This window comes from Dyella silvatica (assembly GCF_026283955.1).
GTDB classification, from domain to species: domain Bacteria; phylum Pseudomonadota; class Gammaproteobacteria; order Xanthomonadales; family Rhodanobacteraceae; genus Dyella_C; species Dyella_C silvatica.
On the sequence record NZ_JAPDPE010000037.1, the window covers coordinates 1 to 24,456 of the forward strand.

Below are 24,456 nucleotides of genomic sequence, written 5' to 3' on the forward strand. Positions count from 1 at the left end.
AGCGTTTCGTAATGCGGGGCGAGGCGCTTGGCAATGTAGTTGGCATTGAGCAGGGCCACCTGGGTGGCTTTGCGCAGACCGTTGGTGCCCATCAGAGTGACGTACATCCAGGAAATCGGCAGGATCGATGCCGAGCCGAAGCTGGCGGCGCTGACCATGCCGACCTTGCCGTCACCGCCCAGCGTGCGTGGCAGGAACGGCGCCAGATGCGATTTCACTGCGCCTGGGCCCACGCCCGGGCCACCGCCGCCGTGCGGAATGCAGAAGGTCTTATGCAGGTTCAGGTGCGACACATCCGAGCCCCACTTGCCGGGCTTGGCCACGCCGACCAGCGCGTTCATGTTGGCGCCGTCGGTGTACACCTGGCCGCCATTGGCATGGACGATGTCGCAGATGGCGACGATGTCTTCCTCGAACACGCCATGCGTGGACGGGTAGGTGATCATCAGCGCGGCAAGACGGTCTTTGTATTGTTCGGCGCGAGCGCGGATGTCTTCCACGTCGACGTTGCCGTTGCTGTCGCACTTGGTCACCACCACGGTCATGCCGCACATTTGCGCGGAGGCCGGATTGGTGCCGTGAGCGGATTCGGGGATCAGGCAGATGTCGCGATGGCCTTCGTTGCGCGACTGGTGATAAGCGCGGATCGCCAGCAGGCCGGCGTATTCACCCTGGGCGCCGGAGTTCGGTTGTAGGCTGACCGCGTCGTAGCCGGTGCACTCCACCAGCATCGCTTCGAGTTCGTCGATCAGCTGCTTGTAACCCTGTGCCTGCTCGGCGGGAGCCAGCGGATGGATGCTGGAAAACTCTGGCCAGGTCACCGGTATCATCTCGGCGGTGGCGTTGAGCTTCATGGTGCAGGAGCCGAGCGGAATCATGGTGCGATCCATGGCCAGATCCTTGTCGGCCAGTGAGCGCATGTAGCGCAGCAGTTCGTGCTCGCTGTGGTGCGTGTTGAACACCGGATGCTGCAGGAAGTCGCCGTGGCGGATCAGTGCAGCGGGCAGGGCATTGGCGGTGCTGGCGTCCAGTGCATCGATGTCGGCGATCTTGGCGCCGAACAAGGCGGCGATCTGCACCACATCTTCGCGGGTGCTGGTTTCGTCCAGGCTGATGCCGAGGTTGTGGTTGTCGATCGCGCGCAGATTGATGCTGATGGCGCGGGCTTTCGTGTGGATGGCGGCGGCGTCGACGTTGCTGACATGCAAGGTATCGAAGAAGTCGGCGCCGACGGCAACCCCGGCCTGGCGCAGCGCGCCAGCGAGGATCGCCGTCAGGCGATGCACGCGGCGAGCGATCCGGGTCAGGCCTTCGGGGCCGTGATAGACCGCATACATGCTGGCCATCACCGCCAACAGCACCTGCGCGGTACAGATGTTGGAGGTGGCCTTCTCGCGGCGGATGTGTTGCTCGCGGGTTTGCAGGGTCAGGCGGTAGGCCGGCTTGCCTTCCTCGTCCACCGAGACGCCGATCAGGCGGCCGGGCATCGAGCGCTTATAAGTATCGCGGCAGGCCAGGTAGGCGGCGTGCGGGCCACCGAAGCCAAACGGCACGCCAAAGCGCTGGCTGTTGCCGACCACCATGTCCGCGCCCCAGCTGCCGGGGGCGGCAATCAAGGTCAGCGCCAGCAGGTCGGTGGCCACGGCCACCAAACCACCGCGCGCATGCACGGCCTGGGCGAGTGCCTGGTAGTCGTTGATCTGACCGAAGGTGTTGGGGTATTGCAGCAGCACGCCAAAGCTATCGACCGTGGCCGCTTCGCTGTCATCGCCGATATGCAGCTCAATGCCCATGCCATCGGCGCGGGTGTGCAGCACTTCCAGCGTCTGCGGATGCACGCCATTGGAGACGAAGAACACATTCGACTTGGACTTGGCCGAACGCTTGGCCAGGGTCATCGCCTCGCCGGCGGCGGTGGCTTCGTCGAGCAGGGAGGCGTTGGAGATATCCATGCCGGTAAGGTCGGCGACCATGGTCTGGAAGTTGATCAGCGCTTCCATGCGGCCTTGCGAAATCTCGGCCTGGTAAGGGGTGTAAGCGGTGTACCAGGCCGGGTTTTCCAGGATGTTGCGCAGGATGACGTTAGGCGTATGCGTGCCGTAGTAGCCCTGGCCGATGAAATTCTTGAAGACCAGATTCTTGTTGGCGATGGCGCGGATCTTGGCCAGCGCGGCGACTTCGGTAATAGCCTCGGGCATCGCCAGCGGCGCGGCGGACTTGATCGAGCTGGGTACGATAGCGCCGGTCAGCGCTTCCAGTGAATCGTGGCCGACCACGCGCAGCATTTGCGCGATCTCGGTATCGTTAGGGCCGATGTGACGCTCGATGAAAGCGTTGTGATGTTCCAGCTCACGCAGGGAAGGTGTGGAGTTGTGGCTCATGACTGGGGCGTCCGAAGATAACGTGCCGTGCCGCACGCGGGGCGCCCCTCTGTCCTTTTGCCTGAGAGTTTGGAAGCGTGATGCGCTTCGTGCCCCTTCGGCGCCGGATTTAACCGGTCTCTCCAGAGTGTGTTGGCGCGCGGTGGTATGGGAGCCTGAGCGATTACGGGCGTTGCGTCTTCGGCAGCGGGTTATCCCCGCTTCTCCCACCGCGAGCTAGTCCGGCCGATTATACAGAGGTCGGCTGCGTGTGTTCCTGCTTTTTCTGCGCCCGTGTTCAGGCCCCTGGATCTGGCTTTGCGGGCTGTCCCAGGGCAGCTGAACAGGCGCTCAGGGCCTCGCCGATGGCGTGGCGGCTTGCGTTACGGCCTGGATCACCTGTTCGCGCAGCCAGGCGTGCGCGGTATCGGCATGTACTCGTTCATGCCAGCTCATGGCCATGTCATAGCCGGGTGGCTGAATCGGCGAATCCAGTAGCTGCAAGCCCTGACTGTGTCCTTTCAGCAGGCGCGCGGGCAGCATGGCGACCATGTCCGACTGGCGCACCAGGTCGGGCACCAGCAGAAAATGCGGCACCGACAACACCACCCGGCGCTTGCGCCGGCGTGCCTCAAGCAATACATCGGTGGGGCCCTTGAAGCCGCCGCCCGTGGGGGATACCAGTACATGGTCGAGCGCGCAAAATTGCGCCAGCGTGGGCGTGCCTTTCAATAGTGGATGGTGTTTGCGGGCGATGAATTGGTAGCTTTCAGCGAACAAGGTCACGCTGCGCAGGCTCTCCGGTACGGTATCGGTCGTGCTGAATGCTGCATCGATATCGCCGCGCTCGGCCATACGGGCGACTTCAGCGGGGATTAGCGGGTGTACCGCACTGCGTATCCCGGGTGCATGGCGGCGCAAATGCGTCAGCAAGGGCATCAAGATGGCGCATTGTGCATAGTCCGAGGCGGCAACCCGCCAGGTGAGATCGCTACTGGCGGGATCGAATGGTGTCTGCGCGCTAAGCATCCGTTCGACCCCGCTCAAGGCATCGCGCAACGGGGCGAGCAGTTCGAGGCCGCGTGCGGTGGGCCGCATGCCTCTAGGGCCAGAGACCAGCAAGGGGTCGGCGAACAGGCGTCGTAACTTGCCCAGCCGCACGCTGACGGTTGGTTGGCTTAGATGCAGCCGTTGCGCCACGCGAGTGACATTGCACTCGGTCAACAACGCTTCGAGGGTTAGCAGCAATTCGAGATCGATACCCCGGATATTACGCATGGCTATACCTGGCATTGAGTCTATTCATTTCCATTATGCCTGGCGCCGGCTTAGCTTGGTCGCATCCCTCACGGAGTGACCACGATGAACGTCTTACTGGTGTATGCCCACCCCGAACCACGATCCTTGAACGGCTCGATGCGCGATTTCATGGTGGACCGTCTGCGCAGCAGCGGCCATGCGGTGCAGCTGAGCGATCTCTATGCGATGCATTGGAAGGCTAGTCTGGATGCGGAGGATTTTCCGCAGCGCGATGCCACCCAACGTTTCGATCCTTCCATGGATTCACGGCATGCCTTTGTCGAGGGTACGCAGATCGCCGATGTCGTTGCTGAGCAGGACAAATTGCGCTGGGCTGATCTGGTGCTGTTCCAGTTTCCGATGTGGTGGTTCTCGATGCCGGCGATGCTCAAAGGCTGGTTCGAACGAGTTTATGCGTACGGATTCGCCTATGGCGTGGGCGAACATTCCGAGGCGCGTTGGGGCGAGCGTTACGGTGAGGGCAGCTTCAAAGGCAAGCGCGCGATGCTGGTGGTCACCACCGGCGGCTGGGCTGAGCACTACAGCGAACGCGGCATCAACGGAGCGATCGACGATGTGCTGTTTCCGATCCAGCACGGCATGTTGTTTTATCCAGGGTTCGAAGTGCTGCCGCCCTTCGTGGTGTTCAAAAGCGGAGCGATGCACGCGCAGCGGTATGAAGAAACCGTAGCGGCGCTTGGCAAGCGATTGGATGAGGCGATGGTGGCGCAGCCGATTGCTTACCGTCGGCAGAATCATGGCGATTATCTGATTCCGGCGTTGACGCTCAAACCTGGTTTGAGTGAAGGGCGTAGCGGCTTTGCGCTTCATCGGGGCGGCGAAGAGCAGTGTGACCTCGCTGCGGAAGGTCGAGGTGAATCGGCGCTGCGGCAAGCCAGTTATTGAGCCGTGCTTGGGTTTACTATCTGGCCCCGCAGTTATTTACCGGAAGTCACTATGAGCCAACCGCCGTTTCAGCTGCAGCATCTGGATCACATCGTGCTGAGGGTTCTGGACGCCGATGTCATGCAGCGTTTTTATTGCGAGGTGCTGGGTTGTCGCGAGGAGCGTCGCCAGGATGAAATCGGCCTGGTGCAATTGCGCGCCGGCTCGTCCCTGATCGACCTGGTTCGGATGGATAGCAAGCTGGGTCGCAGCGGTGGCGTGGCGCCGGGCGCCGAAGGGCACAACATGGATCATTTGTGTCTGAGTGTGGAGGGCTACGACGAGGCCGCCATCCTGGCCCATCTCAAGGCGCATGGCGTACGCGTTGGTGAGCTGGGTTCGCGCTATGGTGCGCAGGGCGAAGGTCCGTCGATCTATCTGTACGATCCACAAGGCAATATGGTCGAGCTGAAGGGGCCGCCGGCGGCCTGAGTTTTTTCCTGGCCTCTTGCACATGGGGCGGGAGGTTGGCAGCGCTGGGGCATCGTTTTCCATGCTTAGGAGAAGTCGCTCATGCCGTTGAACACCTGTCATCCGAACGCCCCGCACAAGAAGCTGAAAGTCCCCGACTGGTACATCTCCGCCTTGATGCTGGATCGCGCCCTCGACGCGATCTTGCGGCGGGTTAAAAACCTCGATCGCGACCACGATATTCCTTATCTCGCGGGCTATAGCAAAGACGGCAAGACGATTTACATCGACCGGCACTTGCCGAAAAGCTTCATGTTTCGCGGACGCAAGGTCGAGGTGGATCGCTTCCTGGTTCTGCATGAGGAGGTCGAGAAAACCCTGATCGACCAACTCGGCCTGCATTATTTGCATGCCCATCAGATCGCGACTCGTGCCGAAGAGGCGGCGGTGAATGCCGAGCGAGTGACCTGGGCTGCCTACGATCGCTTTATGCAGAAATATGTGAAGTCGATTGGCGATGAACGCTTGAGCAAGGTTCCGGCCGATCTCGACCTCAAGCCGTATCGCGACTATCACGATTACGAACTGATGCAGCGGATGATCGATAGCCTCGACAAGGATGTGGTGCGTGGGCCGGGCGGGGCGGCCAAGCTCAAGGCCGAGTTGCAGGAATACGCCGAGGCTTTCAGGGAAGAGCATCGCCTGGAACAGCGCCATCTGCTGGTCGCCGGCCGCAAGGCACCGGCGAGCAAAAAGACGGCAAAAAAGGCGACCAAGAAGGTCAGCAAGGCCGTGCCGGCGAAGCGAGCCAAGGCCGGCGGATGATCGACGGTCAGTATCGGTCGCTATCTTTTTGAAAGGCACAAAAAAACGAAGCCCGCATCGCTGCGGGCTTCGTTTACAATTGGTGCCCAGAAGAGGACTCGAACCTCCACGGAGTTGCCCCCGCTAGCACCTGAAGCTAGTGCGTCTACCAATTCCGCCATCTGGGCAGGTGTCTCACACAGGCTGTTTGGTCTGCGTGAGCCGCGTAGACTAGGTATCTGTTGGATGGTTGTCAACTATTTCTTTTCATATTCTTTTCACCCCATGACATCTGCAGCGGATTTTGCCCCGCGGACTTCATACTGAATACATCGCATACGCGTCGTACTGATCGCGTTGCACATGCCAAGGCAACTAAGTGACGAAAAAAAACAAAGATAAAGGTCCAGCCAAGCCGGCGCGCCCATCCGCCCCAAGCAAGGCGGCCCCGCCGGCGGCGGCCTCTGGACGCCGTGCACGTGACACCGGCACGGCCAAGCCCTCCGGTAAGCCCTCCCGTGGTGGCCACGATCCGCATGCCGAACGCGAGGCCCAGCGCTACGAGCGTCCCATTCCCAGTCGTGAAGCCATTCTTGCCTTGCTCGATGAGCGGGGCGAATTGCTGACCGAGGCGCGTATCGCCGAGGCCTTGAAGCTGGACGATGAACAAGACCTCAACGCCTTGCGTAAACGCCTGGGGGCGATGGTGCGCGACGGTCAGCTGCTGCTGGGGCGCCGTGACGGCTATGCACCCGCCCGCAAGCTCGATCTGATCCCGGGCGTGGTGCTGGCCAATGCCGAGGGCTATGGCTTTCTGCGCCCGGACGAGGGTGGTGAAGATCTTTACCTCTCGCCGCAGCAGATGCGCACCGTTTTACACGGCGATCGCGTGCTGGCCAGTGTGGTCGGGGTGGATCGGCGCGGCCGCCGGCAAGGCGCCATTGTCGAGGTATTGCAACGCCGTTCGCCGCGCCTGGTGGGCCGCGTGGTGATCGAAAACGGGGTGACCGTGGTCGCGCCGGATGATCGCCGCCTGCATCAGGACGTGATGATTCCACCGGGGCAGGAGCAGGGTGCTCGCTCGGGCCAGATCGTGGTGGTCGAAATCACCGACCCGCCGACTGCGCACCGTGGCCCGCTGGGCGCGATTCGTGCGGTGCTGGGCGACCGGCTGCAGCCTTCGCTGTTGGTGGAGATGGCGATCGCCAGCCACGATTTACCGCATGAATGGCCGCCGGAAGTGTTGCGCGATGCAGCCGAGGTCGAGCCGCAGGTCACCGCGGCCGAGCGTGAGGGGCGCGTGGATATCCGGCATCTGCCGCTGGTCACCATCGATGGCTCCGATGCACGCGATTTCGATGACGCGGTCTATGCCGAGCCCAAGCGTGGCGGCGGTTATCGCCTGATCGTGGCGATTGCCGACGTGTCGCATTACGTGCGTATCGGCAATGCGCTGGACCGCGAAGCCTACGAGCGCAGTACCTCGACCTACTTTCCCGGCTTTGTCGTACCGATGTTGCCGGAGGCTTTGTCCAATGGCATTTGTTCGCTGAATCCTAAAGTCGAACGCTTGTGCATGGTTTGCGATATGCAGGTCAGCGCCGACGGCGAAGTGGTGAAGTCGAAATTCTACGATGCGGTGATGCTGTCGCATGCCCGGCTTACTTACGACAAGGTGTGGGAGGCGGTAGGTCTCAGGCAGGAAGACGCACGGCATGAAATCGCCGATGTGTTGCCGCAGATCGAAAACCTGCATGCGCTCTATCAAAGCATGGCCGAGCAGCGCCGTCGCCGTGGGGCCATCGATTTTGAAACCCCGGAAGTGAAATTTCGTCTCGATCAGACCGGCAGTGTGGTCGCCATGGGCGCTACTGAGCGCAACGATGCGCACAAGCTGATCGAAGAATGCATGATCGCCGCGAACGTGCAGGCGGCGTTGTTCCTGGAAAAGAAAAAGATCCCGGCCTTGTTCCGCGCACACGAGCCGCCGCCGGCCGAAAAATACGAAGACCTGCAGCAATTCTTGCGTGAGTTCAAATTGCGTATGCCTTCGGTGGAAGATGTGACCCCGGGCGATTTCTCCGATGTATTGCGCATGGTCAAAGATCGCCCCGAGCGGCAATTGATCCAGTCGGTATTGCTGCGTGCCCAAAGCATGGCGGCGTATCAGCCTGACAATCGCGGTCATTTCGGCCTGGCGTTGCAGGCCTATGCGCACTTCACTTCGCCGATTCGCCGCTACCCCGATTTGCTGGTGCACCGGGCGATTCGCTATGCGTTGACCGGCGGCAAGCCCAGCGACTACAGCTATACCCCAGGCGAGATGGCTGCGATGGCGGTGCATTGCTCGCAGCGCGAACGCCGTGCCGAAGAGGCCGAACGCGATGTCGATGAGCGCTTCAAATGTGCCTGGATGTCCAAGCACGTCGGTAGCGAGTTCGATGGCGTGGTGACTGGCGTGACTTCGTTCGGCCTGTTCGTTGAGCTGGACGAATCGAAGGTTTCGGGACTGGTGCATATCAGCCAGCTGTCCAACGATTACTACCATTTCGATCCAGCACGCCATTTATTGAAGGGCGAGCGCACCGGTGCGCAGTTTCGCCTCGGCGATCATGTCCGCGTGCAAGTGCTGCGGGCCAGCCTTGAGGATCGGAAGATCGATTTCCGGCTGGTCCCGTCGCGGGTGGCGGCACCGCCACCGGCCAGCAGCGGGCGCGCTTATGACTATGCCGCCGCCGGGGACCGCTATTCGCTGCCCGGCGCGCGCAAGGCGCCCACCGCCAAGACCGGTGCCGTTGCGGCGATCGGTCGTGCTGCCAAAGCCATTGGCCGGGTGTTTGGACGCCGCGATGACGCCGCGACCCCGGTGGCGGCCCCGGCGAGCAGCAGAACAGGCGATAATCCGCCGCCCCGTTCACGGCCTGCCCCGCGTAAACCGGATGACAGCCGCCCGCAGGGCCGTGCCGCCGCTACGCCTGGCGCAGCCGGCAAGAAGTCGGCGGCAGCGGGCTCGCGTAAATCTGACCCACGAAAGTCTGATTCGCGTAAGCCGGGGTCCGCCAAGGCGGATTCACGCAAACCCGGGAAGGGCAGTGGTACTCCAAAGAAACCTAAAGGCAAGTCATGAGTGAGAGTTGGATCGCCGGAATCAACCCCGTCGAAGGCGCATTGAGCAACGACCCTGAGCGTGTGCGTGAGCTATTGATCGAAAACGGTCAGCGCAACCCGCGCCTACAAGAGTTGATGGAGCGTGCACGCGAATTGAAGATTCCCGTGCAGCACCGGCCGCGTGAGCAATTGGACAAACTCGCCGGTGCCGCACGGCATCAAGGCATCGTCGCGCGCTACGAGGCACCGCCGCTGGCCACCGAGAACGATCTGGTCGATTTGCTGGAGCAGGCGGGTAGCGATGCCCTGGTGTTGGTGCTGGACGGCGTCACCGATCCGCACAATCTCGGCGCTTGCCTGCGCAGCGCGGCAGCGGCCAAGGTCACGGCGGTCATCGTGCCCAAAGATCGCGCGGTCGGGCTTACTCCGGTAGCGCGGCGCGCGTCGGCTGGCGGCGCGGATCGCGTGCCGTTGATTGCCGCCACCAATCTGGCCCGGGCGCTGCGCCAGCTGAAAGATGCCGGGGTGTGGATTACCGGTTTGGCGGGCGATACCGAAACATCGATTTACACGATCGACTTCAAGGGCCCCGTCGCCATTGTGCTCGGCAGCGAAGGCGAGGGGATGCGTCGACTGACGCGGGAAACCTGCGATTTCGTGGCGAAGATCCCCATGCCCGGCGAGATGGAAAGCCTCAACGTTTCGGTAGCCACCGGTGTGGCATTGTTCGAAGCCGTACGTCAGCGAAGTGGCGGTCAACGAGGAGCTAAGTAATGACCTTTGAATGGCATGACTGGGCTGGCTATATCGGCGTGGCCCTGGTGCTGCTGGCCTTTCTGCTATTGCAGGTACGCAAGCTGCACGGCACCGGCTTGATCTATCAGCTGATGAATGTGCTCGGTGCCATCGGCGTGATGATGTCGCTGCTGGCCGGCACCTTCAACACGCCGGCCTTCATCATGCAGGTGGCGTGGCTGTTGATCGGTGCCTACGGTATCGCGCGCGGATTCAAAGTGCGGCGCGAAGCTCGCGCGGCAGGACATAAAGTCGATCTTTGGTGACGCACTGAAGCCTCCCCCTGCCAGTGCGCAGGGGGAGGGTCTCGCTTATTCGGACTTGCCGCCCAGCGGGGGCATCTCGGGGCTGGAGGTGTAGTCGCGCTTGCTGCGTTGGGCGGTAAGCGGCTCGCCGTTGACCTGGAACCAGATGCTTTCGGCGATATTGGTGGCGTGGTCGCCGATGCGCTCGATGTTCTTTGCCATGAACAGCAGGTGCGTGCACGGCGTGATGTTGCGCGGGTCTTCCATCATGTAGGTGAGCAGCTGACGGAAGTAGCCGGTATAGGCTTCATCGAGGTCGGCGTCGTCTTTCCATACCTGGTAGGCACGCTCGGCGTCGCGGTCGCGATAGGCGACCAGCACATCGCGCACTTCGGCGGCAGCGAGTTCCGCGAGATGAGCCAGCCCATTGGTCGGGGTCACCGGCGCCACCATCGATAGCGGAATCGAGCGCTTGGCGACATTGGCGGCATAGTCGCCAATGCGTTCGATATCGGCGGCAATGCGCAGGGCAGCGAAGACGTTGCGCAGGTCACCGGCAATCGGCGCGCGCAAGGCCAGCAGGCGCACCACGTCGTGGCTGATTTCCTGCTCCAGCTGGTCGATGGCGTCGTCGTTGTGCACCACGTGTTGGGCGGCGCGCTCGTCACGGCGCTCGACCACGTCGATGGCGGCTTCCAGCTGGCTGATCGATAGCTCGCCCATACGCACGATCTCGCCGGTGAGGCGGGTCAGCTCGTCGTCGTAGCTCTTGATGATGTGTTCCTTGCCACCGCTCATATGCGTTTCGCCTGTGTGGAATAGGGCGGGCGCGACTACGCGGCCCTTCACCCCAGCCTGCGCTCCGTGGATAGGTAACCGGGGCGCAGGGGTATCGTTTGCTTTAACCAAAGCGGCCGGTGATGTAATCCTCGGTCTGCTTCTTGCTCGGCTTGGTGAAGATTTTTTCCGTCTGATCGAATTCGATCAGCTCACCCAGATACATGAAAGCGGTGAGGTCGGAGCAGCGCGCCGCCTGCTGCATGTTGTGCGTGACGATGACGATGGTGTACTCGTTCTTCAGCTCTTCGACCAGTTGCTCGATACGGCCAGTGGCAATCGGATCGAGTGCGGAGGTCGGTTCGTCCAGCAGCAGTACTTCGGGGCGCAGGGCGATGGCGCGGGCAATACACAAGCGCTGCTGCTGACCGCCGGAGAGGCCCAGGGCGTTCTGCTTGAGTTTGTCCTTGACCTCGTCCCACAGTGCGGCGCTGCGCAGTGCCTGCTCGACGCGGATGTCCATGTCGGTACGGGATAGTTTTTCGTGATGGCGGATGCCGTAGGCGACGTTTTCGAAAATCGTCATCGGAAACGGTACCGGCTTTTGAAACACCATGCCGACCTTGCTGCGCAGGCGGTTCATCGAGTAACCGGGGTCGAGAATATTCTCGCCGTCCAGGGTGATCGCGCCCTTTGCCTCGAGCTTGGGGTAGATCGCATAGATGCGGTTGAAAATGCGCAACAGCGTGGATTTGCCGCAGCCGGAAGGGCCGATGATGGCGGTGACCTTCTTCTCCGGGATATCCATGTCGATGCCTTTCAGCGCATGGAAGCCGTTGTAGTAGAAGTGCAGATCACGCACTTGCAGCTTGCAGGGCGCCAATGCGGCCGCGGCCGTGGATTGCGGGTTGACGCCGGCGGCGGACTCAATCATGGGACACCTTGTTACGAGAAAGGACCAAGCGGGAAGCAAGACTTAGCAGCAACACAAACATCGTGATGACAAAGGCACCGGCCCAGGCAATCGAGTGCATGGCCTCGCCCGGATCATTGGCGTACTGATAAATCATCTGCGGCAGGCTGGACATCTTGTCCATCGGGTTGAAGGTTGTGTAGTTGTTGCCGAATGCGGTGAACAGCAGTGGTGCAGTTTCGCCGCTGATGCGAGCCAAGGCCAGCAGCACGCCGGTAATCAGGCCCGAGCGTGCGGCGCGGATCAGGATCTGTACCGTCAGCTTCCATTGCGGTACACCCAGCGACAGCGCCGCCTCACGCAAGGTGGATGGCACCAGCCGCAGCATTTCGTCGGTGGTGCGCACGATCACCGGCAAGGCGATCAAGGCCAGCGCCACGCCGCCGGCCAAACCGGAGAAGGTGGTGGAGCCATGGGTGATGGCGGTGCTGGGCAGCACGATGATGGTGTAGACGAACAGGCCCAGCACGATGGACGGCGCGGACAGCAAGATGTCATTGAGGAAGCGGATCGATTCGCCCAGCTTGGTGCGATTGGCGTACTCGGCCAGCCAGGTACCTGCCATCACGCCAATCGGCGTGGCGATGGCGATGCCGATGAAGTTGATGATCAGGCTGCCGATCATCGCGTTCGCCAGGCCACCGTCTTCACCATAGGCGGTAATCTTGGTGAACAGCTTCAGATTGAGCGCGCCAATGCCTTGATGCAGGGTTTCCCACAAAATCCAGGCTAGAAAAGTCAGGCCGATCAGGGTGGCCAGCATGCTCATGCAGAGCGCGACCATGTTGGCGACACGGCGGCGTAGATACAGTGCGTTGCTCATCAGCGACCCTCCTTCAGAGCCAGCCGCCGCAGCATCAGGCGGGCGATCAGCAGCACAAAGAAGGTAACCACGAAGAGCAGGAAGGCCAGCGCCATCAGGCTGGATTTTTGCAGGCCGGCCGCTTCGCTGAATTGGTTGGCAATGGTCGAGGCAATCGATGCGCCGGGATCTAGCAGCGAGGGCGACAAGCTCATGGCGTTGCCGAGCACGAAGGTCACCGCCATGGTTTCGCCCAGTGCGCGCCCCAGGCCGAGAAAGACGCCGCCGACCACCGCCGAGCGGGTATACGGCAGCACGATGTCCCACGACACTTCCCAGGTGCTGGAGCCCAGCGCGTAGGCGGACTCTTTCAACCGCGTCGGCACGGTTTGGAACACTTCGCGCATCACCGAGGAGATGAACGGAATAATCATCACCGCCAGCACAATGCCGGCGGTAAGAATGCTGGCGCCAAAAGGGGAGTCGCTAGTGAACAACTGGCCGAAGGCCCAGGTCAATTTGTGCAGCAGGTGCGCCACCGGGCCGATGACCGACACGTGCTCGACCGCCCACGGCGTAAACGGGATCACCCCGTCGCCCCACGGCACCTGAACCGGCGGCGGGTTGCCGAGATGGTCGGTCAGCCACGGCTTGATGTGGTCGGCAAAGAACGGGGCGAACACGAACAGGCCCCACATGCCATAGATGATCGATGGAATACCGGCCAGCAATTCGATCGCCGAAGCCACCGGAGTACGCAGCCAGGGTGGGGCTACTTCAGAAAGATAGAGCGCAATGCCGAAGCTCACCGGCACCGCGATCAGCAAGGCGATCAGCGAGGTGGCAATGGTGCCGTAGACCGGGACCAGCGCACCGTAGATATCGTTGCCGGGATCCCAGGCATCGCTGCCGAGGAAGTGCCAGCCGAACGCGCCAAAGGCATGGCGGCCGCCCCACAAGGTGGCGCCTGCGGCACCCAGCAAACAGGCCAGCACCAGCAACGCGCAAGCTTTCAGTAACCAGCTGAACAGGAGATCGTGATTGGCGTCTTTTAAAGCGCGCTGTTCTTGGGCGATGGCGAGCGCATTGGCGCCCTGGTCGGCTTGCATGAGATATCGATCCCTCAGAACCTTGGGTAAATCTGGCTGACACGAGGTCGCCTGGTCAGTCGTATTGGCGCGTATGGCCTGACGACTCCGGCGATACGCGTGCAGCTTCGGGTTTTCAGTTTCAGGCCTTTCAGCAACAGGCCGCCCGATCCGAAGAAGGGGCGGCCCGATCGTACTTTTCAGCTTTCGTGCTCAATCATCCGGTGCTTGTGTGGCCGGATCAACCGCAAGATCAATGCGCGTATTCTTTCGCCCAATAAGCTTCGATTTTCTGGGTCAAAGCATCCGGCAGTGCCACGTAGTCGAGTGCGGCGGCATCTTTCTGGCCATTCTCAAGCGCCCACTTAAAGAACTCGAACGTCACCTTGGTGTGCTCGGCATTCTTCGGCTTCTTGTACATCACGACCCAGGTCGTGGCGGTGATCGGCCATGCCTTGGCGCCCGGGGCGTTGGTCATGATGAGGTTGAAGTCTTTGGCGCTGGCCCAGTCGGCCGTAGCAGCAGCAGCGGCGAAGGCATCGGCGTTCGGCGAGACGAATTGGCCGGCGGCGTTCTTCAGGTCGACCCAGGTGATTTTGTTCTTCACGGCATAGGCGTACTCGACGTAGCCGATCGAGCCCTTGATCTGCTTGACGTACTGCGACACGCCTTCGTTACCTTTGCCGCCCACGCCGGTCGGCCATTCGACGGCGGTGCCGAACTTCACTTTCTCGGCCCACTCCGGGCTGACCTTGGACAGGTAGTTGGTGAAGTTGAACGAGGTGCCCGAACCATCCGAACGATGCACCACGGTGATCTTGCCGGCAGGCAGGCTGAGGCCGGCATTCAGCGCGGCGATCTTCGGGTCGTTCCAGTTATTGATCTTGCCGAGGAAGATATCGGCGAGGGTGGCGCCGTCGAGCTTGATCTTGCCCGCGTCGACACCGGCAATATTGACTACCGGCACGATACCGCCGACCACGACCGGGAACTGGCCCAGGCCGAACTTCTGCAGGTCTTCTGCCTTGAGCGGTGCGTCGGTGGCGCCGAAATCGATGGTGCCTTCCTTGATCTGCGCAACGCCTGCGCCAGAGCCGACCGATTGATAGTTGAGCTTGTTGCCGGTTTTCTCGGCATAGGCTGCCGACCATTTCGACAGCACCGGATAAACGAAGCTGGAGCCCGCGCCAGTGATGTCAGTGGCATGGGCGGACATACCGAACAGCGAGGCCGCGGTGATCGCGGCAGTAACGCCGATGCGGGACAGAGAAGAATAAGTGATCAACACGGTCGCTCCTTTAGTGGGAGGGTTACGGGGGATTCCCTGCCCTCTATTTCATGCGCGTCGTGTTGCAATGAAATGAGTTGAATGTTTCATCTGTATGACAGCGTGTGTCTGACTGTCATCTTTTCTTCTATAAACAGTTATTTGTCAGTGTGTGCGGGGTGGGTCAAAAACTTGCGATATAGACAAGGAATGCACATTCAGCACCCGGCTTTACTGCTTTAGCGCTCCAACAGCTCCAGCTTGCGCCACCGATTGACGATGGTGCAGAACAATTCCGCGGTGCGCTCGGCATCGTAGATCGCCGAATGCGCTTCACGCGTATCGAAGCTGTGCCCGGCGGCCAGCACGGTTTTGCTCAGCACGGTTTGGCCATAAGCCAGGCCGCCGAGTGTGGCCGTATCGAAACAGCTAAAAGGGTGGAATGGATTGCGCTTGTGCCCGCAGCGGCGCACGGCGGCATTGACAAAGCCCAGGTCGAACGCGGCGTTATGGCCGACCAGGATGGCGCGCTGGCAATCGGCGTCGCGCAACGACTGGCGCACGGCCTTGAAGATATGATCGAGTGCCATGCGCTCATTCAAGGCGCCGCGCAAAGGGTTGTCTGGATCGATGCCGGTGATTTCCAGCGAACGCGGATCGAGGTTGGCGCCGGGAAAGGGCTCGACGTGAGCTGAAACGGCCGGCTCGGGCCATAGAAAGCCATCGGCATCCATTCTTACAGCAACGGCGGCGATCTCCAGCAGGGCGTCGCGCTCGGCATCGAAGCCGCCGGTTTCCACATCTATGACAACCGGCAAAAAACCGCGAAAGCGTTCGGCCATGCGGATTGCAGTGCTATTACTCAAATTCTCCATCGGCGAAGCATATCAGCCGGGCTGGGCGATCATGAACGCTATTTGTGTGTTTTTTGCAGCATTGCAGGCCGGGTGGTCGAGTCCGGCGTCGCGGCCTTCATGACAGAGCCGCTACGCCGCCGCTGGTCGCTGGAGCAAGCGGGCCATAGCGAGCCTGGAATGGCCGATTGCGGGTTTTCACCTGTGCATTGGGCCGCCGCTGGGTCTTTGTCGCAAGCTGCCGCCGCTCTGATCGGGCCTCACGCGTGCAAGTTTCGCGACAGTTTGGTGCGGTGTCTTATGTTTGTCATAAAAATGGCATCGAATCGTAAAGGCGCGGCCGCATCCTGCCGCCGATCTGCTTGGCCAGCCATATCGATTGATGGGGGGCGGTCGAGATGATTCCTAAAAACATCATGCGGAGATAATCCATGCGTTCCACGATGCTCGCGGTAGCTATTGCTGCCGGGTTGGGCTTAGCCAGTTTTGCGGTTCAAGCCCAGGATGCGGCTCCGGTTCATAGCAAGTCGCACACGAAGAAGGCGGTCAGCACCCAGACCTCGTCGCGCGACGCGGAAATCGAGTTGCTGAAAGCTCAGCTCGCGGCGCTGCAGTCTAAGGTCGCGGAGTTGGAACAGCGCACTGATGCGCAATCCGACATCAACGTGTCCACCGGCCAGAACGTCGAAGCCGTGCAGAAGGCGGTGGCAGCCACCGATGCCCAGGTGAAGAAATCGGCCGACAAGCTCTCCTACAAGGGTGTGAACATCACCCTCGGCGGCTTCCTCGCCGGCGAAACGATTTATCGCAGCCGTAACGAAGGCGCCGACATGGCGACCAACTACAATGCGATCCCGTTCAAGAACGTGCCGACCGCGCATACGGCAGAGACTCGTTTCTCCGCACGTCAAAGCCGCGTCTCGATGCTGGCTCAGGGCGACCTCAACGAGAACACCCACCTGAGCGGTTACGCCGAGCTGGATTTCCTCGGTGGCGCGCAGACCGCGAACGAGAACGAAAGCAACTCGTTCAACCCGCGCATCCGCAATGTCTACGCCGCGGCTGACTGGGATACCCAGGGCCTGCACCTGCTGGCCGGTCAGAACTGGTCGTTGCTCACGCTTAACAGCAAGGGGATTACCCCGCGCACCGAGTTGACCCCGCCGCAGATCGACGCTCAGTACGTACCGGGCTTTACCTGGGCACGTCAGGCGCAGATCCGCCTGGTCAAAGACTGGGACAAGACCTACTGGTTGGGCGTCTCGCTGGAAAACCCGCAGACCACGTTCTACAACAGCCCGAACGCTTCCAAGGCGCCGGTGCAGTCGGTCTACAACATCACCGCGGGTTCGGGCTTCGACTCGGCCAACACGCTTTCGTTGAACCATATTCCTGACGTGATCGTGAAGTTCGCGGCCGATCCGGGTTATGGCCATTACGAGCTGTTTGCTTTGGGTCGCGCGTTCTACAACCGCTATGGCAGCACCAACCACAACGTTTATGGCGGCGGCGTCGGTATCGGCGTGATCCTGCCGTTGATCGACAAGATGCTCGACTTCCAGTTCTCCGGCATGAGCGGCAAGGGCATTGGCCGTTACGGCAGCGCGCAGATGCCGGACGTCACCTTTAACCCGAATGGCAGCCTCGCTCCGATCAAGGAGAACATGATGCTGGCGGGTCTGACCTACCACCCGACCTCCGATTGGGACATCTACGGCTTTGCCGGTCGCGAGCGTCAAGAGAAACAGGCATTCGATTACAAGGGTATTCCGTTCGGTTACGGCAACCCGAATTACAACAACAGCGGTTGCAACACCGAAGGTGCGGCCTCCTCGTTGTGCGTAGGCAACAGCAAAGAAATCTGGCAGGGCACGCTGGGCTTCTGGTGGAAGTTCTACCAGGGCAAGTTCGGCAAGATGCAGTTCGGCACGCAGTACTCGCATACCGAGCGCAAAGCGTTCGACGGTGTGGGTGGCGCGCCGACCGCGAAGGAAGACATGGTCTTCACCAGTTTCCGCTACTACCCGTTCTGATCCAGGGCAGTTCGATCAGAGTCGGTTGATCCGGTTATCGGAAGGGAGTTCGACCCAAGGACGGAAAACGGCGGGCATAGCCCGCCGTTTGCTTTTGTGCGGGCGTCACGATGGTTTTCTGCAACCATCGTGACGCTTGGCTTAGTGGCTATCGGCTACCGTCGAACCGCCACTCATCGTTGCAACGCTCCAGCCACCGCCGAGGGCGCGGATCAGATCCACGCTGGCCTGCAGGCGACGGGTGCGTACTTGTTCGGCTTGACGCTCCGCTTGCAGTGCGGCGGTTTGCGCGCTGACGACATCCAGATAACTGACGGCGCCTTCGCGATAGCGGTTGGTGGCGATGTCCTGTGATTGTTTGGCTGAAGTCGCCGCATCGTCTTCATCGTGGGCCTCGTCACCCAGGTTTTTGAGCAGCGACAGGTTGTCTTCGACCTGCTGGAACGCGCCGAGCACGATGCCGCGATATTGTCCTGAGGCTTCGTCGAAGGTCGCGCGGGCCTCACGTTCTTTAGCTCGGCGCAGGCCGGCATCGAAAAGGTTCAATGCAGCTAGCGGGCCGACCGCCCAGAAGCGATTGCCTGCGCTGAGCAGTGCGCCGTTGCCGGTGTTCTGCCAACCAAAGGCTGCCGACAAGCTGATGCTGGGATAAAACGCTGCGTGGGCTACGCCAATGGCTGCATTGGCGGCGTAGGTGCGGCGTTCGGCGGCGGCGATATCCGGGCGGCGTTGCAACAAGGTGGAGGGCACACCCAGTGGCGTGGAAGGCACGCTCATCGGCGTGGTTGCCACTGGCAGCGAAAAACTCGATGCCGAAGTGCCGACCAGGCTGGCGATGGCATGCTCGGTGAGCGCGCGTTGTGCGGTGACTTCGGCAGCCTGTGCTTTGGCATCGGAAAGCTGGGTGGTGGCGCGTGATACATCCAGTCCGGACGCAACGCCACCGGCAAAACGATTCTGGGTCAGGTCGAGAGCCTGCTGATAAGCGCTGATCGAGTCGTGCAGGATGCGCGCCTGCACGTCATAACCGCGCAGACGGATATACCGGTCGGCCAGTTGTGCCTCGAGGCTTAACTTGACCGAGGCCAGGTCAGCTTGCGCCGCTTGCGCCTGTGCGTTGCCTTCGGCGACTTCGTTGCGTACCCGGCCCCATAGGTCGAGTTCGTAGTCAGCGACGAATCCCACCGTGTTGCTGTCGTATTCGTCGGGTTGGTTGCTGCCCCGCAATGGGCGGTGATTTGACTGGCGATTATTGCTGGGCGAAGCGTTGAAACCCAGGTGCGGAAACAAGCCGGCGCGCTGCTGGCTCTCATATGCGGTGGCTTTGTCATAACGGGCCAAGGCGACGGCGAGGCTGGGGTTGGCACTGTCCAGGCTCGCTTCCAGGTCGCTCAGTGTGCGGTCGTGATAGACCGCCCACCAATCGCCGCGTGAGCTGTCATCGGCTGGCGTGGCTTGGGTCCATAGGCCATCGGCGGTTTTGTAGTTGGCCGGAATATCCAGCTTGGGCACTTGGTAAACCGGCGTCAGCGAGCAGCCACACAGCGCGGCCGATAAACATAAGGCGAGCATGCGCTTGGTCGAGTACATGCGGGCTCGATCAATCTTGATGAGGCTGATCATGCGGCACGCCCTCCGTAGCGGCGGCGAGGCGTACCTGGTCGCCTTGCATCAATGAGTCGGAGGGGTGATCGATGATCCGATCGCCGGGCTCCATGCCTTGATCGATTTCCAGCGTATCGCCCAGGTCCATGCCGATATGCACTTTGCGCAGCACGACGCGGTTGTCTGCGCCGAGCACTGCCACCTGGGGGCCGGCGGCGCGGAAAATCAGCACGGTGGCGGGCAGGGTGATCAACTTGCTGTTGCTAGCCATCGGCATGCTTACTTCGGCGTAATCGCCAGGCATCAACTCACCATGCGGGTTGTCCGCCTCGAACTGAGCCAGCACCGTGCCTGAGGCCTGGGTGACGGCGCCCGAGTTGCCAATCAACGTGGCCTGGTAGGTTTTGCCAGGATGTTCGAGCACGTTGAGGCTGACCTGCATGCCCGGCTTGATCGACGCGGCGTAGCCCTGTGGCACCTGCACATACAAACGCATCTTGCTGGTATCGGACACGGTGAACAGGGCGGGGCTGCTCTCATTGTTGGCGGCGATCAAATCGCCGACGTCGGTCATGCGTCGTGTCACGGTGCCATTGAAAGGAGCCGTGATGCGCTTGAAGGATTCCATCGCGGCGAGCCGGTCGAGATCGGCTTGTGCCGCCAAAACGTTGGCCCGCGCGGCTTCCGCCTCGCCGCTTTTCTCATCCGCCTCTTGTTTGGAGACTGAGTTCGAGCGGAGCAGATTCTGCCAGCGCTTGTCGGTGGTCTCGGCCAGCCGCGCGTTCGCCTGTGCGCGCACCAGTCCGGCCTTGGTCTGTTCGTACTGTTGATCCAGCTCAGGCGTGTCGATGGTGCCGAGCACGTCGCCGGCTTTCACCTGGGTGCCGATGTCGCTGTTCCAGCTTTTCAGATAGCCGCCGACACGGGCATGAATCGGTGCGCTGATCCAGGCGTCCAGACGGCCGGGCAAGGTCATCGCGTGCTGGCCGGTGCCGGCGATCGGTACGACCAGCTGCACGGTGGGTATCAGCTGCGCATCGGTCCATTTCACCAGCCGGTGGTAGTCGTAGGCGCGCACGGACAAGCCGATTGCGGTAGCCACCACGGCGAGTGTCAGTCCGATGATGATGGCGCGCCGCAGGCGTGGCGTGCGCGGGGGCGCGACGGCGATAGCGTCGCTCGTCTTGAGATCAGGCGACATGGGGGTGTTCTCCAAGCAGAAGTTCGGAAGAGGGCTGGGCCAATTCGCGGCCATGCACCAGGCTGAAAATCACTGGCACGAAGAGCAAGGTGGCAAAGGTGGCGAAGAGCAGGCCGCCGATGACGGCGCGGCCAAGCGGTGAGTTTTGTTCCTGGCTGAGCGCCATCGGCAGCATGCCGATAATCATCGCCAGTGCGGTCATGCACACCGGACGAAAGCGGGTAAAGCCTGCTTCAAGCGCGGCCTTGACCGGGTCGCCATGTTCGGCCAGGCGCTCGCGGCAGAAGCTGACCACGAGAATAGAGTTCGCGGTAGCCACGCCCATGCACATGATGGCGCCGGTCAGTGCTGGTACCGACAGCGAGGTATGGCTGAGGAACAGCAGCCATACAATGCCGGCCAGCGCCGCAGGCAGCGCGGTAATGATCACGAACGGGTCCAGCCACGACTGGAAATTCACCACGATCAACAGATAGATCAGTACAACGGCGCCGATCAAGCCGAAGAGCAAACCGCCAAAGGCTTCGTTCATGGTGCCGACCTGTCCATGCAGGCTGACCAGGGTGCCCTTGGGGCGGGTGCTGGCGAACTGATCCAAGACCTTTTGCACGCCACCGGCCACTGCGCCGAGGTCGCGGTCTTGCACCGAGGCATAGATGTCATAGGCCGGCATGATGTTGTAGTGCGAGACCACCGCCGCGCTGGGCTCGCGCGAGAACGTCGCGATACCACCCAGCACCTGGCTTGAACTATTGCCTGGCGCGGTCACCGGCAAGCTGGCCAGGTCGGCCATGGAATCCATGCGGTACTGCGGGGTCGCCGCGACGATGGCGTAAGACACGCCGTTCTTCGGATTCAGCCAGAACGCGGGCGCCACCTGCGAACTACCGGCAAGCGAGGCGACCATGCTGTTGGTCACATCGCGCTCGGTGATGCCCAGGCCGTCGGCGCGCGTGCGGTCCACGTGTACGTTCAATTGCGGATAGCTGGTGCTTTGCTGCAGGCGTACATCGGCGATACCCGGCACTGCCTTGAGGCGCTTCATGATTTGCATGGCGTAGGCCTCGTTGCCTTCGCGATCGCGGCCGGTGATCGAGATATCCAGCGGTGCCGGTGCGCCGAAGTTGAGAATCTGGCTGGTCATGTCGGCGGGCAGGAAGGCAAAGTCGCTGCCAGGGAAGTTGCGTGGCAATTGCTCACGCAAGGCTTTGACGTATTCCGCGGCGGGGCGGTGATGCTCCTTCAGGGTGATCTGGATATCGCCGTCTTGTGGACCGATGGTGCCGCTGCTGTTGTAGACCAGATTCACTCCGCTCAATGGCAGGCCGATATTGTCGATGACGGAATCGAGCTCGTCGGCGGGAATCACCTTACGGATGGCTTGTTCGATGTGGTCGAACTCGGCCGCGGTTTCTTCGACGCGTGTGCCCATCGGTGCACGTACGTGCAAGGCGATCGACTCGGAATCGATCGAGGGGAAAAAGTCACGCCCCAGGAACGGCACCAGCGCGAACGAGGCCAGCACGAAGGCGAGAAAGCCGATGATGAAGCGGCGGCGATGGGTCAGCGCGATGGTCAGCGTCGCATAGTAAGTGTCGCGGATACTCGAAAAGCGGCTTTCGAAACCCTGCTGGAAGCGAACCATCCCGCGGACCAGCGCGCTGCGCTTGCGCGGCGGATGCTGGTCGCCTTCGTGATGATTGATATAGCCGTCTTCCGGATGCTCACCTGTACCCTTTTCGGTGATGTGCGGCTTTAGCAAGTACATCGCCAGCGTCGGAACCAGGGTACGAGACAGCAGGAATGACGACGCCATCGCAAAGATCACCGCCAGCGCCATGGGCCGGAACAGAAAGCCGGCAATACCGTTAAGCATGAACATCGGCACGAACACGATGCAGATACACAGCAGCGAGACAAAGGCGGGGCCGACGATTTGCTTGGCACCATCCATGATGGCGCTATGTACATCCTTGCCCTGCTCAAGATGCCAGTTGATGTTCTCGATGGTGACGGTGGCGTCGTCCACCAGGATGCCGACCGCCAAGGCAAGGCCGCCCAGCGTCATCACGTTCAAGGTTTGCCCGGTGACGGAAAGCAAGGCAATCGCGGACAGAATCGACAGCGGAATGGAGATGGCGATGATCACCGTCGAGCGCCAGCTGCCAAGAAACACCAGAATCATCACCGAGGTCAGCAGCGCCGCGATGACGCCTTCGCGGGCCACCGAGCTGATCGCCGATTTGACGAAGATCGATTGATCGTTGAGCAAGGATACTTTCAACGATGGCGGTAGCGTTTCCTTGATCAGCGGCAACAGCTTCTTGATGCCGGCCACAACGTCCAGCGTCGATGCGTTGCCGTTTTTCAGCTCAGGCATCAGTACCGCACGTTTGCCATCCACGCGCACCACGTTGTTCTGCGGTGGCGAGCCGTCGCGTACATGGGCGACCTCACCGATGGTGATGGTGGCGCCGTCGACCGTTTTGATCGGCAAGTCATTCAATGACTCGATCGCGGTAGGGCTGTTATTTAACTGCACGTGGTATTCGTAGGTGCCGATTTTTGCGGTGCCTACCGGAATGATCTGGTTTTGCGCGACCAGCGCGTTACCCACGTCTTGCGCCGATAAGCCCTTTGCGGCCAAGGCCTGCGGATTGAGATCCAGCGTGACCTGGCGCTGCTTGCCGCCATACGGCGTGGGGATGGCGACGCCCGGCACCGAGACCAGGGTAGGGCGCATGAAATTCTGTGCGATATCGCGGATCTTCGTTTCCGAAAGATCGGTGCTCGACAGCGCCATCTGCAAGATCGGCACCGTTGAGGCGTTGTAGTTGAGGATTAACGGCGGCGTGATGCCCGGCGGCATCTGCTTGACCACCGTCTGCGAGATCGAGGTGACCTGCGCCGTAGCGGTGCGGATATCCACACCCGGCTGGAAGAAGATCTTCACCACACCGACGCCTGGCAACGATTGCGATTCGATGTGCTCGATATCGTTGACCGAGGTGGTGAGCTGACGCTCGTAGTAATAAATCACCCGCCCCGACATTTGATCTGGCGGCAAGCCGTTATAGCTCCATACCACGCTGATCACCGGGATGCCGATGTTCGGAAAAATATCGGTGGGTGTTCGCAGCGCGGCAAGTGGGCCGACGATAAGAATGAGCAGCGCCAGCACGATGAACGTGTAAGGGCGGGATAAGGCGGTCCGGACTAGGCCAAGCATGGAGAGATTCCGTGGGCGTCGGTGCGTTCAGTGCGCGATGCGGCGTGAGCTGATCTAAGCGGCGAGATAAAGAGAATGGTGGCAGCGGCGCGTCATCAGGGCGTATAGGCGGTGGCGGAAAGGATTCAAAGACCTGCCCAGCCTAGGGTCGCTATGTCACGGACTGATAGAGGCTTTTCAGGGCCAGCAAATCATCTCAACCTTGCCTTATGGAAACCTTTTGGCCTCCCTTAAGCAGGGGGCAGGTTCAAGCATGGGTCAGCTTCAAGCGATGCCGGACGAGGTTGTTGATACAACCCCGTAGCCGCTTGTGAGCAAGCACTGGGCTACAAACGGGCGCTCGTTGCCACCATGCTTCAGCTGCCGGGCCGCCCCCCTCCCAGCCTCCCCCTGCAAGTAGGGGGAGGGGCTAACGCCGCAAGCCCAAGAATTGAGGCAAACAGAGCACGCCGCTATTGCCGCTGCTGCAACCCTTGCCCTTGCCCTTGCCGTGGCTTTTGACCTTCAAGTCCCCTGTGCGTCGGTGAGGGCTGGACGATCAGGCCCGCAGGGGCATTGGCATGGACTCCAATGCCTTTTCGTCAGGGCAGGACGCCCTGTCGAAAAGCCCGGTCAGCCGTCACGCACCCGAAGGGCGACAAGCGGGGATGGCCTTCTCTT

At 61.2% G+C, this 24,456-nt stretch carries 18 protein-coding genes, 1 tRNA gene and 1 riboswitch; of the genes, 7 read left to right on the plus strand and 12 right to left on the minus strand.

The features are described 5' to 3' along the window. Together gcvP and OUZ52_RS09300 are read right to left on the minus strand one after the other, a co-directional pair. Positions 1-2,381: aminomethyl-transferring glycine dehydrogenase (gene gcvP / locus OUZ52_RS09295; RefSeq protein ID WP_266158109.1), on the minus strand; the 2,381-nt coding region annotated here is incomplete at its 3' end. 39 nt (positions 2,382-2,420) lie between these two features. After that, positions 2,421-2,517: riboswitch (glycine riboswitch) on the minus strand. Positions 2,518-2,711: 194 nt separating this feature from the next. Next, on the minus strand, positions 2,712-3,638 hold the full coding sequence (locus OUZ52_RS09300) for a LysR family transcriptional regulator (RefSeq protein WP_266158110.1): 927 nt from the start codon (positions 3,636-3,638) through the stop codon (positions 2,712-2,714). Between the two features lie 84 nt (positions 3,639-3,722). Between OUZ52_RS09300 and OUZ52_RS09305 the strand changes: the two genes are divergently transcribed. From OUZ52_RS09305 to OUZ52_RS09315, 3 genes are all read left to right on the plus strand, one after another. Beyond that, positions 3,723-4,565, plus strand: a complete 843-nt coding sequence (locus OUZ52_RS09305; RefSeq protein ID WP_266158111.1) for an NAD(P)H-dependent oxidoreductase — start codon at positions 3,723-3,725, stop codon at positions 4,563-4,565. Between the two features lie 51 nt (positions 4,566-4,616). After that, complete coding sequence (locus OUZ52_RS09310) at positions 4,617-5,036, plus strand: VOC family protein (protein ID WP_266158112.1); 420 nt, start codon at positions 4,617-4,619, stop codon at positions 5,034-5,036. A gap of 81 nt (positions 5,037-5,117) precedes the next feature. Then, the gene (locus OUZ52_RS09315; RefSeq protein WP_266158113.1) at positions 5,118-5,840 is read left to right on the plus strand and encodes a hypothetical protein; all 723 of its coding nucleotides are present in this window, start codon (positions 5,118-5,120) and stop codon (positions 5,838-5,840) included. Positions 5,841-5,920: 80 nt separating this feature from the next. On the opposite strand, the gene OUZ52_RS09320 is transcribed toward OUZ52_RS09315, so the two are convergent. Further along, positions 5,921-6,007 (minus strand) — tRNA-Leu (locus tag OUZ52_RS09320). A gap of 191 nt (positions 6,008-6,198) precedes the next feature. Between OUZ52_RS09320 and rnr the strand changes: the two genes are divergently transcribed. The 3 genes from rnr to OUZ52_RS09335 are packed head-to-tail and all read left to right on the plus strand — an operon-like array spanning position 6,199 to position 9,988. Beyond that, positions 6,199-8,946: a ribonuclease R gene (gene rnr, locus OUZ52_RS09325; protein WP_425493825.1), complete on the plus strand. Its 2,748-nt coding sequence runs from the start codon at positions 6,199-6,201 to the stop codon at positions 8,944-8,946. After that, complete coding sequence (gene rlmB, locus OUZ52_RS09330) at positions 8,943-9,701, plus strand: 23S rRNA (guanosine(2251)-2'-O)-methyltransferase RlmB (RefSeq protein WP_266158114.1); 759 nt, start codon at positions 8,943-8,945, stop codon at positions 9,699-9,701. The genes rnr and rlmB overlap by 4 nt, the downstream gene beginning before the upstream one ends. Further along, positions 9,701-9,988 (plus strand): CBU_0592 family membrane protein, encoded by a 288-nt coding sequence (locus tag OUZ52_RS09335; RefSeq protein WP_266158115.1) that lies wholly within the window; start codon positions 9,701-9,703, stop codon positions 9,986-9,988. Before rlmB ends, OUZ52_RS09335 begins: the two co-directional genes overlap by 1 nt. 45 nt (positions 9,989-10,033) lie before the next feature. Here OUZ52_RS09335 and phoU read toward each other — a convergent pair whose 3' ends face one another. From phoU to rnt, 6 genes are all read right to left on the minus strand, one after another. Next, positions 10,034-10,765 carry a phosphate signaling complex protein PhoU gene (gene phoU, locus OUZ52_RS09340; RefSeq protein WP_266158116.1) on the minus strand — a complete coding sequence of 244 codons (732 nt, stop codon included), beginning with the start codon at positions 10,763-10,765 and terminating at the stop codon, positions 10,034-10,036. A 103-nt stretch (positions 10,766-10,868) separates the two neighbouring features. Continuing rightward, positions 10,869-11,678 (minus strand): phosphate ABC transporter ATP-binding protein PstB, encoded by an 810-nt coding sequence (gene pstB, locus OUZ52_RS09345; RefSeq protein ID WP_266158117.1) that lies wholly within the window; start codon positions 11,676-11,678, stop codon positions 10,869-10,871. Beyond that, a complete protein-coding gene (gene pstA, locus OUZ52_RS09350) occupies positions 11,671-12,540 on the minus strand; it encodes a phosphate ABC transporter permease PstA (protein WP_266158118.1) in 870 nt (289 codons plus the stop codon). The genes pstB and pstA overlap by 8 nt, the downstream gene beginning before the upstream one ends. Next, positions 12,540-13,628 carry a phosphate ABC transporter permease subunit PstC gene (gene pstC / locus OUZ52_RS09355; RefSeq protein ID WP_266158119.1) on the minus strand — a complete coding sequence of 363 codons (1,089 nt, stop codon included), beginning with the start codon at positions 13,626-13,628 and terminating at the stop codon, positions 12,540-12,542. The genes pstA and pstC overlap by 1 nt, the downstream gene beginning before the upstream one ends. 232 nt (positions 13,629-13,860) lie before the next feature. Next, positions 13,861-14,865: a phosphate ABC transporter substrate-binding protein PstS gene (pstS, locus tag OUZ52_RS09360; protein ID WP_266158141.1), complete on the minus strand. Its 1,005-nt coding sequence runs from the start codon at positions 14,863-14,865 to the stop codon at positions 13,861-13,863. Positions 14,866-15,113: 248 nt separating this feature from the next. Continuing rightward, entirely contained in the window at positions 15,114-15,749 is a 636-nt protein-coding gene (gene rnt / locus OUZ52_RS09365) for a ribonuclease T (protein WP_266158120.1), read from the minus strand. Between the two features lie 410 nt (positions 15,750-16,159). On the opposite strand from rnt, the gene OUZ52_RS09370 reads away from it, so the two are divergent. Then, positions 16,160-17,761, plus strand: a complete 1,602-nt coding sequence (locus tag OUZ52_RS09370) for a hypothetical protein (RefSeq protein ID WP_266158121.1) — start codon at positions 16,160-16,162, stop codon at positions 17,759-17,761. A 141-nt stretch (positions 17,762-17,902) separates the two neighbouring features. On the opposite strand, the gene OUZ52_RS09375 is transcribed toward OUZ52_RS09370, so the two are convergent. Genes OUZ52_RS09375 through OUZ52_RS09385 form a run of 3 tightly spaced genes read right to left on the minus strand, consistent with a single transcriptional unit; the run spans position 17,903 to position 23,796 of the window. Next, positions 17,903-19,384 carry an efflux transporter outer membrane subunit gene (locus OUZ52_RS09375; RefSeq protein WP_266158122.1) on the minus strand — a complete coding sequence of 494 codons (1,482 nt, stop codon included), beginning with the start codon at positions 19,382-19,384 and terminating at the stop codon, positions 17,903-17,905. Next, positions 19,362-20,567: an efflux RND transporter periplasmic adaptor subunit gene (locus tag OUZ52_RS09380; RefSeq protein ID WP_266158123.1), complete on the minus strand. Its 1,206-nt coding sequence runs from the start codon at positions 20,565-20,567 to the stop codon at positions 19,362-19,364. The genes OUZ52_RS09375 and OUZ52_RS09380 overlap by 23 nt, the downstream gene beginning before the upstream one ends. Further along, positions 20,557-23,796, minus strand: a complete 3,240-nt coding sequence (locus OUZ52_RS09385; RefSeq protein ID WP_266158124.1) for an efflux RND transporter permease subunit — start codon at positions 23,794-23,796, stop codon at positions 20,557-20,559. Before OUZ52_RS09385 ends, OUZ52_RS09380 begins: the two co-directional genes overlap by 11 nt. Positions 23,797-24,456: the final 660 nt, after the last annotated feature.

Coding starts and splice junctions, on each gene's coding strand:
- OUZ52_RS09315 (WP_266158113.1), top strand. CDS start 5,118: ATGCCGTTGAACACCTGTCATCCGAACGCCCCGCACAAGAAGCTGAAA.
- OUZ52_RS09370 (WP_266158121.1), top strand. CDS start 16,160: ATGCGTTCCACGATGCTCGCGGTAGCTATTGCTGCCGGGTTGGGCTTA.
- rnt (WP_266158120.1), bottom strand. CDS start 15,749: ATGGAGAATTTGAGTAATAGCACTGCAATCCGCATGGCCGAACGCTTT.
- OUZ52_RS09305 (WP_266158111.1), top strand. CDS start 3,723: ATGAACGTCTTACTGGTGTATGCCCACCCCGAACCACGATCCTTGAAC.
- OUZ52_RS09335 (WP_266158115.1), top strand. CDS start 9,701: ATGACCTTTGAATGGCATGACTGGGCTGGCTATATCGGCGTGGCCCTG.
- OUZ52_RS09385 (WP_266158124.1), bottom strand. CDS start 23,796: ATGCTTGGCCTAGTCCGGACCGCCTTATCCCGCCCTTACACGTTCATC.
- OUZ52_RS09375 (WP_266158122.1), bottom strand. CDS start 19,384: ATGATCAGCCTCATCAAGATTGATCGAGCCCGCATGTACTCGACCAAG.
- pstC (WP_266158119.1), bottom strand. CDS start 13,628: ATGCAAGCCGACCAGGGCGCCAATGCGCTCGCCATCGCCCAAGAACAG.
- pstB (WP_266158117.1), bottom strand. CDS start 11,678: ATGATTGAGTCCGCCGCCGGCGTCAACCCGCAATCCACGGCCGCGGCC.
- OUZ52_RS09300 (WP_266158110.1), bottom strand. CDS start 3,638: ATGCGTAATATCCGGGGTATCGATCTCGAATTGCTGCTAACCCTCGAA.
- pstA (WP_266158118.1), bottom strand. CDS start 12,540: ATGAGCAACGCACTGTATCTACGCCGCCGTGTCGCCAACATGGTCGCG.
- rlmB (WP_266158114.1), top strand. CDS start 8,943: ATGAGTGAGAGTTGGATCGCCGGAATCAACCCCGTCGAAGGCGCATTG.
- OUZ52_RS09310 (WP_266158112.1), top strand. CDS start 4,617: ATGAGCCAACCGCCGTTTCAGCTGCAGCATCTGGATCACATCGTGCTG.
- OUZ52_RS09380 (WP_266158123.1), bottom strand. CDS start 20,567: ATGTCGCCTGATCTCAAGACGAGCGACGCTATCGCCGTCGCGCCCCCG.
- phoU (WP_266158116.1), bottom strand. CDS start 10,765: ATGAGCGGTGGCAAGGAACACATCATCAAGAGCTACGACGACGAGCTG.